Below are 15,640 nucleotides of genomic sequence, written 5' to 3' on the forward strand. Positions count from 1 at the left end.
TCCCACCAGCCCTGCCATCTTCGCACGCGCTCCCGGGCGGCCGCTCACCGTGGCAGCGGCCGCTCCAGGCGCAAGCCCCGGCCAGGTGGTCGGGCCGGGTGGTCGGGCCGGGGGTCGGGCGGAGGCCGCCGCCGCTCTGCCGGCGGCCCCCGCCCCGGGGACCGCCGTCAGGGGGTGAACCGCACCTCCGGGTTGGCGGCGCTCGGCCCGTCGAGCAGCGGCTGCGGGACGCCCTTCAGCTGGAGGTCGAAGAAGGCCCCGACGTACTGCCGGGTGAGCTCGACGGCGCGCCGGCTTCCGATGGTGGTGTACGGGCCCTTGGGGAGGCCGAGCCCGTCGATGAGGACCGGGAGGTCGGTGAAGCTGCCGTGGTCGGAGCCGTCGACGGTCAGCCAGCGCTTCCAGCCGTCCAGCCGGGGCCAGCTCGTGACCCAGCTCTCGTCCTCGGCGCCGTCGGGCAGCGGGTGGCCGATCATGAGGTACGGCTTGCCCTTGAGGCCGGACTCGGGCACCAGGTAGTCCATGGTGCCGTCCAGGTCCGCCCCGGCCCGGATCCGGTCGTCGGTGAGCAGGGCCGGGACGGTGGAGGCACCACCGGCGGAGTGCCCGGCCATGGCGATCCGGTCGCGGTCGATCAGACGGGCGTAGCGCCAGGCCGGGTGCGGGCGGTCGGTCAGCCGGTCGATGACGAAGGAGACGTCCTTGGCCCGGCTCTCGTTCAGAGCCTTCCAGGCCTCAGGGGTGCGCAAGGTCCCACACACCTCGCAGGGGAGCGTCCGTCCGTCGGGGAAGGTGGTTCCGGTGTTCTCGTAGGTGTGGTCGACCAGGGCGACGACGTAGCCGCGGCTGGTCAGCTCCTCGGCGAGGCCGCTGAGCGTGGTGCGCGGCATGGTGAAGCCGGGCGACAGCACCACCAGTGGGTAGTGGCCGCCCTGCGGGCGCGCCCCGGACTCCGCCCACGTCCGGGTGCCGGAGACCGCCTCGGTCGGGATGGTGTTGCCCGGCACCTTCGCGTCCAGCAGCGCCCGGGCGGCGGCGGGCGTCATGTACGGGGCGGGGGCGCCCGTCCCGGCGTGCGCGGGGTAGTACATCGAGACCATCAGCTGACGCGGACCGGAGGAGGGCACCCACGGGTCCGGGCGGTTCTGGTCCACCAGGTGCAGGACCTCCTGCCCGACCGCGTACGGCCCGGTCGGACGGGGGAGTTCGATCCGGGCGGTGGCCCGGCTGGCCGGGTCGGCGGGACCGGCGACGGAGTTGACGGGCGGCGCGGCCAGAGCGGGCGCGGCAGCGGCGACGGACAGCGGCAGTGCGAGCAGCAGGGCCGCCGCGGCGGCGGTCGTACGGAGTCGGCTCATGTCAGCGACGGTAGGCGCGGGACAGGGAACTGACGTCCACTCAGCGGCGTACTGATCCCTTCCGGGAAGGGCCCGTGGCGCCCCTTAGGGGGCGGCCCCGAGAGGGCGGGCGAGCGCCCGTCCGGCGGCCGTCAACCGGCGGCAGCCGTCCGCAGGTCCTCCAGGAAGTCCGCGGCCGCACGGGCGTTGGGCACCGGGAAGACGAGCGGCAGACCGGCCGAGTGGGTCCGGATCTCCAACTCGCCGAGGCCGGACGCCCGGGCCGAGCACACCTCCGCCCAGCGGTGGGCCTCCGTCGCGGCGAGTGGGTGCGGCGGCCGGTGCACCAGCCCGCCGGCCGTCACCGTCAGCCGCCCCCGGACGAAGCGCACGCTCCCCTCGGTGCGCAGCGTCTCGTGCAGGGCGGCCCGGAACCCGGGGGAGAGGCGCTCCTCCAGATCCTCGAACAGGGCGCCCAGCCCGCGCAGCTGCGCCAGCACCAGAGGCTCGTCAGCGCCCGCCGGCCATATTCGCCCGTGCTCGTGCTCTCGGCGCGCTCCGCCGGGGGAGTACTCGGTGGCCTCCACGGCGCGCCAGGGCAGTGCCTTCTCCCCGCCGTCGGCCGAGACCAGCACCAGGCCGCCCTCGTGGACCCGTACGGACCGAAGCCCCGGCGTCGGGCGCAGCCGCTCGAACCCGCTGACCGCCACCACCGCGGCGGCGGCCAGCACCGGCGAGGGCCACCACCCGCGCAGTGCCACGCAGACCGCCACGGAGACGACCACCCCGCAGGAGTGCAGCCACACCCGCGCCGGCCAGGACAGCGGCCGGTACCGCCGGTACACCCGCACCACCGGGCCGAGCGGACCGGTGGCACCGGTCGCACCGGCCGGACGGGCAGCGCCGGCCGAACCGGCCGACCGCACACACGTCGGCGACCACGTCACCGCCATGTCGGCCCCCTCTCACTCGGCGGACTCCCCAACGGAACCGCGACTGCCGGATCCCCAGCATCAACCGCTCGTCGCCCCTGGCGACAGTGCCAATCAGCACGTTTTGGCCTGAATCGACCCCGTCATCATCGCGCCCCCGCCGAGGCCTCCCACCACCGGGGTGGGGGCGGACGGGAGAGCCGGACGAGGGTCCCTCACCCCGTCGTCGCGAACCCGTTCTGCAGCCTGCGCAGCAGCGCCGTGCCCGCCGGATCGGCCGACCGGCGGGTGTTGACCAGCACCACCACGCCCACCCGCTTCTCCGGGTCGAAGGCCACGAACGAACGGAACCCGCCCGTGCCTCCGTTGTGCCAGACCTGGAGGTGCCCGCCCTGCTGGGCGTGCAGCCGGTGCCCGAGCCAGCCCAGGTGCGTCCAGGCGAACGGGTTGACCCGGTGGCGGCCCTCCCGGGTGAGGGCGATCGCCGGCGACAGCGGTGCGTCCGGCTCGCGTTCGGCTGCCAGCTGGGCCCGCAGGAAGAGCACCAGATCGGCAGCGGTCGACCGGAGCGCCCCCATGCCGGGCAAGGCCGCGAAGTTCCAGCCCGGGACCGGCCGGCCGCCCGGCGTGTGCCCCTGGGCCAGCCGCGCGGACCGTTCCTCGTCCGGCCGCACACAGGTGTCCGCCAGGCCCAGCGGCGCACAGACCTCGCGCGCCACCAACTCCTCGTACCCCACGCCGGACCGCTGCGCGAGGGCCAGGCCGAGCAGGCCCGCGCCGAGGTTGGAGTAGCGGAATCCACGCCCGGGCACGGACCGCAGCCGCGTCCGGGCGAGCCCGTCGAGCACCCGCTCGGCGGTGCAGTCGGCGTACGGATCGGGCGTGCCGGGCGACAGCAGCGACCGCACCGCCATGCCCCGGGGCAGCCGGGGGAGCCCCGAGGTGTGGCTGGCGAGGTGGCGCAGGGTGACCGGCTCCGGGCCCCTGACCGGGACGACGGCACGCCCGCCCGCGGGCCCGGTGAGCACCTCGGCGAGGGGCTCGTCCAGCCGGACCGCACCGTCCAGGGCCAGCCGCGCGAGCACGAGCGAGGTGAACACCTTGGTGACGGAACCTATCTCGAACAGCGTGCGCGGCCCGGGCACCCCACCGCCCGGACCGGTCCGCCCGGCGCCGCGGATCTCCACGTCGCCGCCGGCCAGCCCGGCGACCACCGCCCCGGTGTGGCGGCCCGCGAGCCGGTCGGCCGTGTCTTGCACGAGGCAGGCGAGTTCGTTCATGGTCGCGAGCCTAGGTGTCCTCACCGGCCGGATCGTCCGTCCGGAAAACGATATCGACCCCCGCCGATGCTCCCGCAGAGGTACGCCTCGTCGCTCCCGCCGGAGTACGCCCCGCCGGGCCCCTACTCCACCCGACGCTCCGCCCCCACCCGCCGCGCCCTGCCGGTCCTCCGCGCTCAGTCCTCCAGCGCCGCCCTCAGCCGGTCCGCGACCGCCGCCGCCCCTGCCTCGTCCGGGTACCGCCGCCGCGGCCAGAAGAACCCGCGCAGCCCGTCCTTCGGATTGCGCGGCACCACGTGGACGTGCAGGTGCGGCACCGACTGGCTGATCCGGTTGTTCGCCGCCACGAAGCTGCCCGCCGCGCCCAGCCCGCGCTCGACGGCCGTCGCCACCCGCTGCACCCGCAGGAAGAACGGCCCCACCTCGGCGGCCGGGAGGTCGGCCAGGGTCGGGTGGTGGGCGCGCGGCACGACCAGCACGTGCCCGGGGAACAGCGGGCGGCGGTCCAGGAAGGCCACCGCCGTCCCGTCGTCCAGCACCAGGTGCGCCGGCTCCTCGCCCGCCACCACCGCACAGAAGACGCAGTCCATCCGTCCATTCAAACCACCGGCCGGCCCTCCCGGCACGCCCGCAAACCCCCGGGCGTCCCCCTTCACCCGACCGGCTCCCGCCCGGGTGCGGCCGGCCCGGCCCGGGGCGCACGGTGGCGCCGGGGGCAGGACGGCGGGCGCATCGAGCGTTCGGCGAGGAGGCCCCGCGAGGAGGTGGCCCGGATGGCGGGCAAGTTCGAGGTCTATCAGGACGCCGGCGGCAAGTACCGGTTCCGGCTCAAGGCGGGCAACGGCGAGATCGTCGCCACCGGCCAGGGCTACGCCAGCAAGGACGCCGCCCACAAGGGCGTCGAGGCGGTCCAACGGGCCGCCGACGGCGCGGCCGTGGAGGACCTTCCGAAGGCGGCCTGAGCGCGCGCCGCAAGGCACGCGCCGCCCGGCACGCGCCGCCCGGCGACCGGCCCACCCGGACCGGTCGCCGGGCGTGCCGCGGCGCGCGGGGCTCCGCAGGCCGGCCCGGCCTCACTCGTACCGGTACAGCAGAGCCTCCCGCTCGTACTGCTCGATCATCTCCACGGTCAGCGACTCGTCCCGCAGGTGCGCGAGCGTGACCTCCGCCGAACTCGGCTGCGCGTCCTTCGCGAGCCAGTTCTCCGGCTTCCACGCCGAGGCGCGCAGGAAGGCCTTCGGGCAGTGTCCGTACACCTCCTCGACGGCGACCACGATCGCGCTGCGCGGCGGCTTGCCGACGGCGGTCAGCTGCCGCAGCAGCTCCGGGTCGGTCGAGACGCAGGCCCGCCCGTTGACCCGCAGCGTGGTGTCCCGGCCGGGGACGACGAAGAGCAGCCCGACCCGGCCGGTCTCCAGCACGTTGTGCAGGGTGTCCAGGCGCTTGTTGCCGGTGGCGTCCGGAATGGCCAGGGTGTACTCGTCGAGCACCGAGACCAGCCCGGCCGGCCCGCCGCGCGGGGAGACGTCGCAGCGTCCGGCGGCGTCCGTGCTGGCCACGAACACCAGCGGGGAGCAGGCGATCAGGCGCTGGGCCACCTCGTGCAGGTGGTCCACCTGCTTGCGGCGGGCCTGGTCGCCGGGCTGTTCGTAGATCTCCCGCAGCTGGGCGGGATCGCTGAGCGCGCCCGCACGGAGGGCGTCGAACAGACTGCCCTGCGGCTCCGGCGCGGTGGTTGACGAAACGACAGATTCCGGTGTGGTCGTCATACCGGGAATGTAGCCGAGGCCGCTCGGCGCAGCGGGCTCCCGTCTTCCCCCAGCCCTTCGTCCAGCCCTCCGTGAATTTCTGCCGCCACCCCTTCCCACCAGCGGTTTCCCGCTCATAATGGGGGCCAGGGAGCAGTGGGACAAGGCCCGCCGGGCACCCGGAGGTGGTGGTCGTGATCGTCAGAATCTGGGCCGGGCAGGTCCTGGCCGGTCGCCTCGAGGAGTTCTGCGCACACCTGGCCGCCCAGGTGATCCCGCAGCTCGGGCGGACCGACGGGTGTCTCGGCGGCGAGCTGCTGCGCCCGGTGTCCGAGGAGGGGCAGCGGGTGCTGGTGCTGAGCCGCTGGCGCGACGAGGAGGCCCTGCGCGGGTACGCGGGACCGATGTGGCGGATCCGGCCGGTCTGGTCGGAGGGTGAGCTGAACTACCTCGCCCACCCGCCCGAGGTCACCCACTTCGTGCAGGTCACCACACCGGCCGCGCTCTGAGCCACGGGCCCCGCAGCCTCGGCGTCCGCACACCCCGCAGCGACGGCGTCCGCAGGCCCCGCAGTGGCGGTGTCCGGAGCCTCACGCCGGAGTCTCACACCGACAGCGGCACCGGGTGGATCTCGTCCGCCGGGTGACCGGTGCGGCTGTGGACCCGCTGCACGGCCTCCTTGGACGGTGCGTCGGAGAGGCAGTACACCGTGCCCGACTCCGGGTCCGCCCAGGCCTGCTCGAACCGGACGCCCTCCTCGCCCTGGACCGCCACGTCGGCCGCGTGGGCCTGCCTGAGCTGCTCGGCCGTGATCCCGGCCATCCCGTGGTGGACATCCATGAACTTCGACATCGCCCTCGCCTCCGTAGCCTCGGTGTGTCATCGGCAGGGCCCCGTCTTCCAGCCTCGCCCCCGCCGCCCGCCTTCGCCACCAGACCGCTCCGCCCGTCCCGACCGGACCGCTCCGCCCGTCCCGACCGGACCGCTCCGCCCGTCCCGACCGGACCGTTCGCCCACGCCCGTGGAACTGTTCGCCCACGCCCGCGGACCGGAGCCCACGCCGGGCGGACGGCACCCCGCCGCGCATTCCCCGCAAGCCCGTGAAACAGACCACAGCCACGGGGTCTCCCTGCCGTTGCGCCGACCGTGGCACAATGACGGCATCAAGCAGTGACGTTCAGCGCACTCCGGGGTCGGTGAAAATCCGAACCGGCGGTTACAGTCCGCGACCCGTCCGCAGCCAGCGGCCGGTTGACCAGGTGAAATTCCTGGACCGACGGTTAAAGTCCGGATGGGAGGCGTGCGCGGGCGGACGAAGAGCAGTACCCGTGGGTCCAGTGGCGCAGCGCCGTCTTCCGGGCCCCGGTCAGGTGAACGACGGGAGCGGTGTCTCCCGTGCCGGGCGAGCGATCTCCCGGTGGCCCCGGCATCCCGGCGACGGGTGTGTCCCGAGGTCCGTACACCGGTGCCCGTCCGTGTCATCTCCCATGCCGCCCCGGAGTCCGCGCCCCAAGCGCGAGGAGAACCCGGGTGTTCACCGGCATCATCGAAGAGCTCGGCGAGGTCGTGTCGATCCAGGAGATCGGCGAGTCCTCCCGGATCCGCCTGCGCGGCCCGGTGGTCTGTACGGATGCCCGGCACGGCGACTCCATCGCGGTCAACGGCGTGTGCCTGACCGTCGTCGACAGCCCGGTGGAACTGGCCGCCGGCACCGGTGAGTTCAGCGCCGACGTGATGGCCGAGACGCTGCACCGCTCCAGCCTCGGCGAACTGGCGCCCGGCTCCCGGGTCAACCTGGAGCGCGCCATGGCGCTCGGCGCCCGGCTGGGCGGGCACCTCGTCCAGGGCCATGTCGACGCCACCGGGCGGCTGTTGAGCCGCGAGCCCGGCGAGCGCGACGCGGCGGGAGAGCTGCGCTGGGAGGTGCTGCGGTTCTCGCTGCCCGACACCATCTCCCGCTACCTGGTGGAGAAGGGCTCGATCACGGTCGACGGCGTCAGCCTCACCGTGGTGGAGGCCGCGAAGGACAGCTTCACCGTCAGCCTCATCCCGGCCACCCTCGCGCTGACCACGCTCGGCGCCAAGGCCGTCGGGGAGAGCGTCAACCTGGAGGTGGACGTGCTGGCGAAGTACGTCGAGCGCCTCCTGGAGTCCCGCACCCTCCCGAACCTCCCGAACCTCCCGAACGTCCCGGCCCTGTCCGACCCGTCCGCCCTCCCGGTCGACGGCACCCAGGGGGAGTCCAAGTGAGCTGGCTCAGCGGCGAGGCGTTCACCGTCCTCGGCGAACACGTCAAGTGGGCCGACATGATCGGCAACATCCTCGGCTTCGGCGGGCTCGCGCTCGGCTGGCGCCGCTCGGTCTGGAGCTGGCCGGTCCAGCTGCTGTCCGGCGCGGTGCTGATCACGGCTTACCTCGGCGGCCACGTCCCCGGCCTGATCGGCAAGCAGCTGATCGTGATCGCCACCGCCTCCTGGGGCTGGGCGCAGTGGCGGCGGGGGCGTCGCGACGGCGGCACGATCGCCGTGCGGTTCGCGAGTTGGCCCGAGCGGCTCGTGCTGGCGGCGGGCACCGCGGCCGCCACCGTCGCGCTCGCCCTGCTCTTCACGTCCTTCCCCAGCCTGTCCTGGAGCCCCTGGTCGGACGCCTACATCTTCGTCGGCACGCTGGCCGCGATGGTCGCCCAGGCCCGCGGCTGGGTGGAGTTCTGGTTCGCCTGGATCGCGGTCGACGTGGTCGGCGTGCCGTTCGCCTTCAACAGCGGCTACACCTTCTCCGGCCTGACCTACTCCGTCTACTTCGTCCTGGTGCTGCTCGGCCTGCGTTCCTGGTGGCTGAGCACCCGTGAGCCGCGCGCCAAGTCCGCCACCGTCCCGCAGGGAGCCACGGTATGACCGAGATGACCGAGAACCAGTCCAGCACCGGCGCCACCGGGTCCGAGCCCACGTCCGAGCCCGAACTCGTCCTCGACCCGGTCGAGCGGGCGATCGCCGACATCGCCCTCGGCCGCGCCGTGGTCGTGGTCGACGACGAGGACCGCGAGAACGAGGGCGACATCGTCTTCGCCGCGTCCGCCGCGACCCCCGAGCTGATGGCCTTCACCATCCGCTACAGCTCCGGCGTGATCTGCGCCCCGATGACCGGCGAGGAGCTGGACCGCCTCAAGCTCCCGCCGATGACCCAGGTCAACGAGGACCGCAAGGGCACCGCGTACACCGTCTCGGTGGACGCCCGCGAGGGGGTCGACACCGGCATCTCCGCCGCCGACCGCGCCCGCACGGTACGACTGCTCTCCTCGCCCGGCACCGAACCCGGGGACCTCACCCGCCCCGGGCACGTCTTCCCCCTGCGCGCCGTCGAGGGCGGCGTGCTGGTCCGCCCCGGCCACACCGAGGCCGCCGTCGACCTCGCCCGGCTCGCCGGACTGCCGCCGGCCGGCGCGATCGCCGAGGTGGTCAACGACGACGGCACCATGGCCCGGCTGCCCGAGCTGGTCGCCTTCGCCCGCCGGCACGGCCTCGCGATCATCTCCATCGAGGAGCTGATCGCCTACCGCCGCCGCACCGAGCTGCACGTCGACCGGGCCGCCGTGACCGCCCTGCCCACCGTGCACGGGGAGTTCACCGCCGTCGGCTACCGGGGCACCATCGACGGCGTCGAGCACCTCGCGCTGGTGGTCGGCGGCCTGGACGCGGAGGGCCGGCTGCCGGACGACGAGGACGTCCTGGTGCGGGTCCACTCCGAGTGCCTGACCGGTGACGTCTTCGGCTCGCTGCGCTGCGACTGCGGCCCGCAGTTGGAGGCCTCGCTGCGGCGGGTCGCCGAGGCCGGGCGCGGCGTGGTGCTGTACCTGCGCGGCCACGAGGGGCGGGGGATCGGCCTGGCCCACAAGCTGCGCGCGTACGAGCTGCAGGAGCAGGGGCGGGACACCGTCGACGCCAACCTGGACCTCGGCCTGCCCGCCGACGCCCGGGACTACAGCATCGCGGCCCAGATGCTGGTGGACCTCGGCGTCCGCTCGCTGACCCTGCTCACCAACAACCCGCAGAAGCTGACCGCGCTCACCGAGCACGGGCTCAAGGTCAAGGGACGCGAAGCGGTCGAGATCGCGCCCGGCGAGCACAACCTGCGCTACCTGCGCACCAAGCGCGACCGGATGGGCCACGACCTGCCCGGCCTCGGCTCCTGAACCCCCGTACGTCTCCTGAACCCCCGTACGTCCGAGACCAGAGAACGGAAGACAACATGAGCGGCCACGGAGCCCCCGAGCTGACCATCGACGGCGCCGCCGACCTCAAGGTCGCCGTCGTCGCCGCCCAGTGGCACGACCAGGTGATGAACGGTCTGCTGGACGGCGCCCACCGCGCGCTCAAGGAGCTGGGCGTCGCCGAGCCGACCGTGCTGCGGGTGCCCGGCACCTTCGAGCTGCCGGTCGCCGCCAAGCGCCTCGCCGAGCGCGGCTACGACGCCGTGGTGGCGCTCGGCGTGGTGATCCGCGGCGGCACCCCGCACTTCGACTACGTCTGTCAGGCGGCCACCGCCGGTCTCACCCAGGTCAGCGTCGACACCGGCGTCCCGGTCGGCTTCGGCGTGCTGACCTGTGACAACGAGGAGCAGGCGATCGACCGCGCGGGCCTGCCCGGCTCCGCCGAGGACAAGGGCCACGAGGCCGTCACCGCCGCCGTCGCCACCGCCGCGGTCCTGCGCGCTGCGCTCTGAGTACGACCCGAGCGGTCCCGGAGCGCGGACGTCCACCGGACTGTCCACGCTCCGGGACCGTTTACCGTCCGTCCGCCCGCACGCCGTATGGTGGGCGCATCATGGCTTCGAAGACATTCGAGGAGCTCTTCGCCGAGCTCCAGCAGAAGGCCGCCACCGGCGACCCCTCGTCCTCCCGCACCGCGCAGCTCGTCCAGCAGGGCGTCCATGCGATCGGCAAGAAGGTCGTCGAGGAGGCCGCCGAAGTCTGGATGGCCGCCGAGTTCCAGTCGGACGAGCAGACGGCGGAGGAGGTCTCGCAGCTCCTCTACCACGTTCAGGTGATGATGATCGCCCGCGGACTGACGCTCGACGACGTCTACAAGTACCTCTAGGTCTCCGAGCACCTCCGGAGACACCGCTCCCAGAGCACACCCATCCTCCCAACAGGTAAGGAAGCAACCTCCCATGCTGCGCATCGCCGTCCCCAACAAGGGTTCTCTCTCGGGTCCCGCGGCGGAGATGCTCCATGAGGCCGGCTACCGCCAGCGGAAGGACCCCAAGGAGCTCGTCCTCGTCGACCCGAACAACGAGGTGGAGTTCTTCTTCCTCCGCCCCCGGGACATCGCCGTCTACGTCGGCTCCGGCCGCCTCGACGTCGGTATCACCGGCCGCGACCTGCTGCTGGACTCGCACTCCAACGCCGAGGAGGTGCTCGCCCTCGGCTTCGCCGGGTCGACCTTCCGCTTCGCCCGCCCCGAGGGCGTGGACGTGAAGGACGTCAAGGGCCTGGAGGGCCTGAGGATCGCCACCTCCTACACCGGCCTGGTCGAGCAGCACCTGGCCGACCACGGTGTGAAGGCGACGGTCACCAAGCTGGACGGCGCGGTCGAGACCGCGGTGCAGCTGGGCGTCGCCGACGTGATCGCCGACGTGGTGGAGACCGGCACCAGCCTGCGCAACGCGGGCCTGGAGGTGTTCGGCGAGCCGATCCTGATCTCGGACGCCGTGGTGATCCGTCCCAAGGGCGCGGGCGAGGACCCGGCGGTGGAGCAGTTCCTGCGCCGCCTCCAGGGCGTGCTGGTGGCCCGCCGCTACGTGCTGATGGACTACGACATCCGCGCCGAGAAGGTCGGCGCCGCCGTCGCGCTCACCCCGGGCCTGGAGTCGCCGACCGTCTCGCCGCTGCACACCGAGGGCTGGGTCGCGGTGCGTTCGATGGTGCTCCGCAAGGAGGCCCAGCAGATCATGGACGACCTGTGGGGCATCGGCGCCCGGGCCATCCTGGTCACCAACATCCACGCCTGCCGCCTCTGACCGGTGGCCGCGCCGCCGCCCGCGACCCGCGCGTCCGGGTGACCTGCCCGCCGGTCCGCGGGTAAAGAACGGTTCAATGGGGCGGGGACGCCGACCGCGTCCCCGCCCCTCGTGCTGTCGCGAGCGGACCCGGTCGCGACCGGAACCCGCCGCAACCAGAACCACCCCCGGAGACCCCACGTGTCCACGCCGCCCGTCCAGTTCCCCGTCACCTGGGCGCCGCGCCGCACCCGCGCCGTGCTGCTGCCGGTCTGCGTGCTGCTGGTGGCGCTGTTCTCCGCGATGGCCGTGATGCTCCCGGAGAACTGGCAGCTCAACGACCGGATCATGATGGTCGCCAGCGGCGTCCTGTTCGCCGGCGTCGGCCTGATGCTGGCCCGCCCCCGGGTGAGCGCCGACGCGGAGGGCGTGACGGTGGTCAACTTCGTCCGCCGTCGCCGGCTCGCCTGGGCCGAGATCGTCCGTGTCAACTTCCGCCAGGGCGACCCGTGGGCCACCCTCGACCTCGCCGACGGCACCTCGCTCGCCGCGGTCGGCATCCAGTCCGGGGTCGGCAAGGACCGGGCGATCGCGGACGCCCGCGCGCTGCGCGACCTGGTCGAGCACCACGCCCGGGTCTGACTCCGGACCCGCTCCCACCTGGGCTTCCTCCGCCCCGGTGGGTCGAACAGGCTTCCTTCACCCATCCGGGTATGGTCTACGCTGGTAAAAGCAGGGCAAACTCCGCCCTGCCCGAAATCGAGTGCCCGAACCCGACCTGAGGAGTGACACTCCCCCTCGATGGACGATCCGTCCGGTAGTACCTGCGCCGCCTCGCTTCCGACCTCCGGAAGGCAGGCGGCACTGTGATCACCGCCTGGCTGCTGTTGCTCGCGGCCGTCCTCCTGATCCTCGCCAACGGCCTGTTCGTGGCCGCCGAGTTCGCCTTCGTGACCGTCGAGCGCGGGGAGGTCGATCGTTCCGCCGGAGCGGGCGACGCCAAGTCCCGCCGCGTCGCGAGGGCCCTGCGGCACCTCTCCTTCGAACTCTCCGGCGCCCAGCTCGGCATCACCGTCACCTCGCTGGTGGTCGGCATGCTCGCCGAGCCGGCGCTGTCCACCCTGCTCGCACCCGTGATGACCGGCATCGGCGTGCCCGAGTCCGCGGCCCGCGGCGTCTCCGTGATCGTCGGCATGGTGCTGGCCACCGTCGTCCAGATGGTGATCGGCGAGCTGGTGCCGAAGAACTGGGCGATCTCCCGCCCGCTCCAGGTGGCCCGCGCGGTCGCCGCTCCGCACATGGCCTTCTCCCTCGCCTGCCGCCCGCTGATCAGCTTCCTGAACGGCACCGCCGACCGGACCGTCCGGGCCTTCGGCATCGAGCCGCAGGAGGAGCTGGGCCACGCCCGCACCCCGGACGAGCTGGTCTCGCTGGCCCGCCACTCGGCCAGGGCCGGCGCGATAGACGAGGAGTCGGCGACCCTGTTCGTCCGGACCCTGGGCCTGAGCGAGCTGACCGCGGAGTCCGTGATGACCCCGCGCGTCGAGGTGGCCGCACTCCAGCGCGACGCCACCGCCTCCGACGTCATCAACCTGACCAGGGCCACCGGCCTGTCCCGCTTCCCGGTCTACACCGACAGCCTGGACGAGGTCACCGGGACCGTCACGCTCAAGGACGCCCTGGCCGTCCCGGCCGCCCGGCGCGGCCTGGTGCGGGTCGGCGAGCTGGCCTCGCCGCCGCTGCTGGTGCCCGAGACGCTGCCCGCCGAGCGGCTGCTCGACCAGCTGCGCCGCCTCCAGCCGATGGCCATCGTGGTCGACGAGTACGGCGGCACCGCCGGCGTCGCCACCGTCGAGGACATCGTGGAGGAGATCGTCGGCGAGGTGCAGGACGAGCACGACCCGGACGACCACCCCGAGCTGCTCCCGCTGCCGCCGGTCGACGGCCTGCCGGTCTGGGAGGCCGACGGCCGCGCCCGGATCGACCAACTGGAGCGGATCGGCCTGAACGCCCCGGACGGCCCGTACGAGACCCTGGCCGGCCTGGTCTCCGACCTGCTCGGCAAGCTCCCCGAGGTGGGCGAGCAGGCCGAGCTGCCCGGCTGGCGCTTCACCGTCACCGGTGTCGACCGCCACCGCACCACCGGGGTCCGGGTGGAACGCACCACCGCGCCCGCGCGGTTCGACGAGGACCGGGAGGAGGGCCGATGACCGCCCTGCAACTGGCCGTCGCGCTGGTGCTCCTGCTCGGCAACGCCTTCTTCGTGGGTGCCGAGTTCGCCGTGGTGTCGGTGCGCCGCAGCCAGATCGAGCCGCTCGCCGAGGCCGGGCACAAGCGTGCCCGCACCGTGCTGCACGCGCTGTCCAACGTCTCCGCGATGCTGGCCGCCGCCCAGCTCGGCATCACCGTCTGCTCGCTGGGCCTCGGTGCCCTCGCCGAGCCGACCATCGCCGCCCTGCTGGAGGGCCCGTTCCACGCGATCGGCGTCCCGTCCGGCCTGATGCACCCGCTCTCGTACGGCATCTCGCTCGCCGTCGTGGTGTTCCTGCACATGGTGATGGGCGAGATGGTGCCCAAGAACATGGCCATGGCCGGCCCCGAGCGGGCCGCGCTCTGGCTCGGCCCGCCGCTGGACCGGCTGGCCCGCTGGCTCGCCCCGGTGATCCGGCTGCTGAACGCCTTCGCCAACGGCGTGCTGAAGCTGTTCCGGGTGGACGCCAAGGACGAGGTCGAGTCGGTCTTCACCACCGAGCAGCTGATGTACCTGCTGGCGGACTCCCGGGACGCCGGCCTGCTCGACGAGGGCCGCCAGGAGCGCCTGGAGGACGCCCTGGAGCTGGGCCGCCGCCCGGTGACCGAGGTGCTGCTCAAGCCCGAGCAGCTGGTCACCGTGGACCCCAAGGCGACCGCCGCCGAGGTCGAGGAGCTGGCGCTGCGCACCGGCTTCTCGCGCTTCCCGGTCACCGACGGAGACCCGGCCGGCCACGGCTACCTCGGCTACGTCCACCTCAAGGACGTCCTCGACGCGGACGACCCCTCGGCGCCCGTCCCGGCCCGTCTGTGGCGGCCGATCACGGTGCTGCGCGGCAGCCTCCCGCTGGACGACGCCCTCGGCGCGATGCGCCGGGCCACCTGCCACCTGGCCGCCGTGCTCGACCAGGACGGGCGCACGCTCGGCGTGGTCATGCTGGAGGACGTGCTGGAGGAGCTGGTCGGCGAGGTGTACGACCCGGACCACCGCGCCACGGCCTGAACGTCCTGACGGCCGGTGTCCGCTCCTGGCGATTCTGCTGAGAGCATGCACCCGTTCCCATGCCGGCCAGCCTGGATCAGGGTGGTCGGCATGAGACTCCTGCTGCTGGGTGGAACGAAGTTCGTCGGACGGGTCGTCGCCGAGGAGGCGCTGGCCAGGGGCTGGGAGGTGACGGCCCTCAACCGCGGCACGCAGCCCGCACCCGAGGGCGTCGACGTGCTGAAGGGCGACCGTACCGCCGAGGGCGGCCTCGCCGCACTGGCGACGGGGGAGTGGGACTCGGTGGTGGACACCTGGTCCTGGGCTCCGGCCGCGGTGCGCGACAGCGCCCGGCTGCTCAACGGCCGGGTCGGCCACTACGCGTACATCTCCAGCGCTTCGGTGTACGCGTGGCCGAAGGCGCCCGGCGCCGACGAGTCCGCCGGGGTCGTGGAGGGCGACCCGGACGAGACCGGCGAGGTCGGCTACGCGGAGAACAAGCGCGGCGCCGAGCTGGCCCTGGAGGCCGAGTTCGGCGGCGGCGCGCTGCTCGCCCGCTCCGGGCTGATCCTCGGTCCGCACGAGAACATCGGCCGGCTGCCCTGGTGGTTGAACCGGATCGCCCGGGGCGGCCCGGTGCTCGCTCCCGGCCCGCGCGACACCCCGCTGCAGTACATCGACGTCCGCGACCTCGCGAGCTGGACCCTGGACGCCACGGCCGCGCGCCTGTCCGGGGCGTACAACGTGGTCAGCCCGACCGGCCATGCCACCACCGGGAGCCTCCTGGAGGCCTGTGTGCGGGCCACCGGCTCGGACGCCGAGCTCCGCTGGACGGACCCGGAGCGGATCGCCGCCGCCGGCATCGAGTCGTGGACCGAGCTGCCGATCTGGGCGGCGCCCGGCGAGCTGTACGACTACCTGCACACCGCTTCGGTCGCCCGCGCGGTGGCCGACGGGCTGCGCTGCCGCCCGGTCGAGGAGACCGTGGCGGACACCTGGGCCTGGCTGCGGGCGATCGGCGGCGAGGCCCCGCAGCGCGAGGACCGGCCGAACGTGGGGCTCGACCCCGAGCGCGAGGCCGAGGTCCTGCGAGGCTGAGCCCCGGGGGAGCCGGTCG

At 73.5% G+C, this 15,640-nt stretch carries 18 protein-coding genes and 1 riboswitch; of the genes, 12 read left to right on the forward strand and 6 right to left on the reverse strand.

From position 1 onward, the window contains the following. Positions 1–167: 167 nt before the first annotated feature. From ABZ449_RS03245 to ABZ449_RS03260, 4 genes are all read right to left on the reverse strand, one after another. The gene (locus ABZ449_RS03245; protein WP_360339291.1) at positions 168–1,358 is read right to left on the reverse strand and encodes an alpha/beta hydrolase; all 1,191 of its coding nucleotides are present in this window, start codon (positions 1,356–1,358) and stop codon (positions 168–170) included. Positions 1,359–1,489: 131 nt separating this feature from the next. Continuing rightward, positions 1,490–2,290: a hypothetical protein gene (locus tag ABZ449_RS03250; RefSeq protein ID WP_360339294.1), complete on the reverse strand. Its 801-nt coding sequence runs from the start codon at positions 2,288–2,290 to the stop codon at positions 1,490–1,492. A 194-nt stretch (positions 2,291–2,484) separates the two neighbouring features. Continuing rightward, a complete protein-coding gene (locus ABZ449_RS03255; protein ID WP_360339297.1) occupies positions 2,485–3,549 on the reverse strand; it encodes a serine hydrolase domain-containing protein in 1,065 nt (354 codons plus the stop codon). 176 nt (positions 3,550–3,725) lie between these two features. Beyond that, positions 3,726–4,139, reverse strand: coding sequence for an HIT family protein (locus tag ABZ449_RS03260; protein WP_360339300.1), 414 nt, complete (start codon positions 4,137–4,139; stop codon positions 3,726–3,728). 183 nt (positions 4,140–4,322) lie between these two features. Here ABZ449_RS03260 and ABZ449_RS03265 point away from each other — a divergent pair, with 183 nt between their 5' ends. Then, positions 4,323–4,511, forward strand: a complete 189-nt coding sequence (locus ABZ449_RS03265; protein WP_360339303.1) for a DUF1508 domain-containing protein — start codon at positions 4,323–4,325, stop codon at positions 4,509–4,511. Positions 4,512–4,622: 111 nt separating this feature from the next. Here ABZ449_RS03265 and ABZ449_RS03270 read toward each other — a convergent pair whose 3' ends face one another. Next, positions 4,623–5,318, reverse strand: a complete 696-nt coding sequence (locus ABZ449_RS03270; protein WP_360339306.1) for an MSMEG_1061 family FMN-dependent PPOX-type flavoprotein — start codon at positions 5,316–5,318, stop codon at positions 4,623–4,625. Between the two features lie 173 nt (positions 5,319–5,491). Here ABZ449_RS03270 and ABZ449_RS03275 point away from each other — a divergent pair, with 173 nt between their 5' ends. Next, positions 5,492–5,806 (forward strand): antibiotic biosynthesis monooxygenase, encoded by a 315-nt coding sequence (locus ABZ449_RS03275; protein WP_360339309.1) that lies wholly within the window; start codon positions 5,492–5,494, stop codon positions 5,804–5,806. A gap of 94 nt (positions 5,807–5,900) precedes the next feature. On the opposite strand, the gene ABZ449_RS03280 is transcribed toward ABZ449_RS03275, so the two are convergent. Beyond that, on the reverse strand, positions 5,901–6,149 hold the full coding sequence (locus ABZ449_RS03280; RefSeq protein WP_360339312.1) for an SCO4226 family nickel-binding protein: 249 nt from the start codon (positions 6,147–6,149) through the stop codon (positions 5,901–5,903). Between the two features lie 327 nt (positions 6,150–6,476). After that, positions 6,477–6,604: riboswitch (FMN riboswitch) on the forward strand. 223 nt (positions 6,605–6,827) lie between these two features. Between ABZ449_RS03280 and ABZ449_RS03285 the strand changes: the two genes are divergently transcribed. The 10 genes from ABZ449_RS03285 to ABZ449_RS03330 all read left to right on the forward strand — a co-directional run bounded on the left by ABZ449_RS03285 (position 6,828) and on the right by ABZ449_RS03330 (position 15,621). Continuing rightward, positions 6,828–7,547, forward strand: coding sequence for a riboflavin synthase (locus ABZ449_RS03285; protein WP_360339315.1), 720 nt, complete (start codon positions 6,828–6,830; stop codon positions 7,545–7,547). Positions 7,548–7,603: 56 nt separating this feature from the next. Continuing rightward, positions 7,604–8,191, forward strand: a complete 588-nt coding sequence (locus tag ABZ449_RS03290; RefSeq protein WP_360339477.1) for a nicotinamide mononucleotide transporter family protein — start codon at positions 7,604–7,606, stop codon at positions 8,189–8,191. 5 nt (positions 8,192–8,196) lie between these two features. After that, complete coding sequence (locus ABZ449_RS03295) at positions 8,197–9,486, forward strand: bifunctional 3,4-dihydroxy-2-butanone-4-phosphate synthase/GTP cyclohydrolase II (protein ID WP_360339480.1); 1,290 nt, start codon at positions 8,197–8,199, stop codon at positions 9,484–9,486. Between the two features lie 56 nt (positions 9,487–9,542). Further along, positions 9,543–10,016, forward strand: coding sequence for a 6,7-dimethyl-8-ribityllumazine synthase (gene ribH / locus ABZ449_RS03300; RefSeq protein ID WP_360339318.1), 474 nt, complete (start codon positions 9,543–9,545; stop codon positions 10,014–10,016). A gap of 101 nt (positions 10,017–10,117) precedes the next feature. Next, positions 10,118–10,390: a phosphoribosyl-ATP diphosphatase gene (locus ABZ449_RS03305; RefSeq protein ID WP_280685086.1), complete on the forward strand. Its 273-nt coding sequence runs from the start codon at positions 10,118–10,120 to the stop codon at positions 10,388–10,390. Between the two features lie 73 nt (positions 10,391–10,463). Beyond that, positions 10,464–11,312, forward strand: coding sequence for an ATP phosphoribosyltransferase (gene hisG, locus ABZ449_RS03310; protein WP_360339321.1), 849 nt, complete (start codon positions 10,464–10,466; stop codon positions 11,310–11,312). A 180-nt stretch (positions 11,313–11,492) separates the two neighbouring features. Continuing rightward, the gene (locus tag ABZ449_RS03315; protein WP_360339324.1) at positions 11,493–11,933 is read left to right on the forward strand and encodes a PH domain-containing protein; all 441 of its coding nucleotides are present in this window, start codon (positions 11,493–11,495) and stop codon (positions 11,931–11,933) included. Positions 11,934–12,157: 224 nt separating this feature from the next. Next, positions 12,158–13,501: a hemolysin family protein gene (locus ABZ449_RS03320; RefSeq protein ID WP_360339327.1), complete on the forward strand. Its 1,344-nt coding sequence runs from the start codon at positions 12,158–12,160 to the stop codon at positions 13,499–13,501. Then, the gene (locus ABZ449_RS03325; protein WP_360339330.1) at positions 13,498–14,544 is read left to right on the forward strand and encodes a hemolysin family protein; all 1,047 of its coding nucleotides are present in this window, start codon (positions 13,498–13,500) and stop codon (positions 14,542–14,544) included. Before ABZ449_RS03320 ends, ABZ449_RS03325 begins: the two co-directional genes overlap by 4 nt. A 90-nt stretch (positions 14,545–14,634) precedes the next feature. Continuing rightward, on the forward strand, positions 14,635–15,621 hold the full coding sequence (locus ABZ449_RS03330) for an NAD-dependent epimerase/dehydratase family protein (RefSeq protein WP_360339333.1): 987 nt from the start codon (positions 14,635–14,637) through the stop codon (positions 15,619–15,621). Positions 15,622–15,640: the final 19 nt, after the last annotated feature.

It is taken from the genome of Kitasatospora sp. NPDC005856 (assembly GCF_040629945.1).
GTDB lineage: Bacteria > Actinomycetota > Actinomycetes > Streptomycetales > Streptomycetaceae > Kitasatospora.

Coding starts and splice junctions, on each gene's coding strand:
- ABZ449_RS03245 (WP_360339291.1), bottom strand. CDS start 1,358: ATGAGCCGACTCCGTACGACCGCCGCCGCGGCGGCCCTGCTGCTCGCA.
- ABZ449_RS03250 (WP_360339294.1), bottom strand. CDS start 2,290: ATGGCGGTGACGTGGTCGCCGACGTGTGTGCGGTCGGCCGGTTCGGCC.
- ABZ449_RS03255 (WP_360339297.1), bottom strand. CDS start 3,549: ATGAACGAACTCGCCTGCCTCGTGCAAGACACGGCCGACCGGCTCGCG.
- ABZ449_RS03260 (WP_360339300.1), bottom strand. CDS start 4,139: ATGGACTGCGTCTTCTGTGCGGTGGTGGCGGGCGAGGAGCCGGCGCAC.
- ABZ449_RS03265 (WP_360339303.1), top strand. CDS start 4,323: ATGGCGGGCAAGTTCGAGGTCTATCAGGACGCCGGCGGCAAGTACCGG.
- ABZ449_RS03270 (WP_360339306.1), bottom strand. CDS start 5,318: ATGACGACCACACCGGAATCTGTCGTTTCGTCAACCACCGCGCCGGAG.
- ABZ449_RS03280 (WP_360339312.1), bottom strand. CDS start 6,149: ATGTCGAAGTTCATGGATGTCCACCACGGGATGGCCGGGATCACGGCC.
- ABZ449_RS03290 (WP_360339477.1), top strand. CDS start 7,604: ATGATCGGCAACATCCTCGGCTTCGGCGGGCTCGCGCTCGGCTGGCGC.
- ABZ449_RS03295 (WP_360339480.1), top strand. CDS start 8,197: ATGACCGAGAACCAGTCCAGCACCGGCGCCACCGGGTCCGAGCCCACG.
- ribH (WP_360339318.1), top strand. CDS start 9,543: ATGAGCGGCCACGGAGCCCCCGAGCTGACCATCGACGGCGCCGCCGAC.
- ABZ449_RS03305 (WP_280685086.1), top strand. CDS start 10,118: ATGGCTTCGAAGACATTCGAGGAGCTCTTCGCCGAGCTCCAGCAGAAG.
- hisG (WP_360339321.1), top strand. CDS start 10,464: ATGCTGCGCATCGCCGTCCCCAACAAGGGTTCTCTCTCGGGTCCCGCG.
- ABZ449_RS03325 (WP_360339330.1), top strand. CDS start 13,498: ATGACCGCCCTGCAACTGGCCGTCGCGCTGGTGCTCCTGCTCGGCAAC.
- ABZ449_RS03330 (WP_360339333.1), top strand. CDS start 14,635: ATGAGACTCCTGCTGCTGGGTGGAACGAAGTTCGTCGGACGGGTCGTC.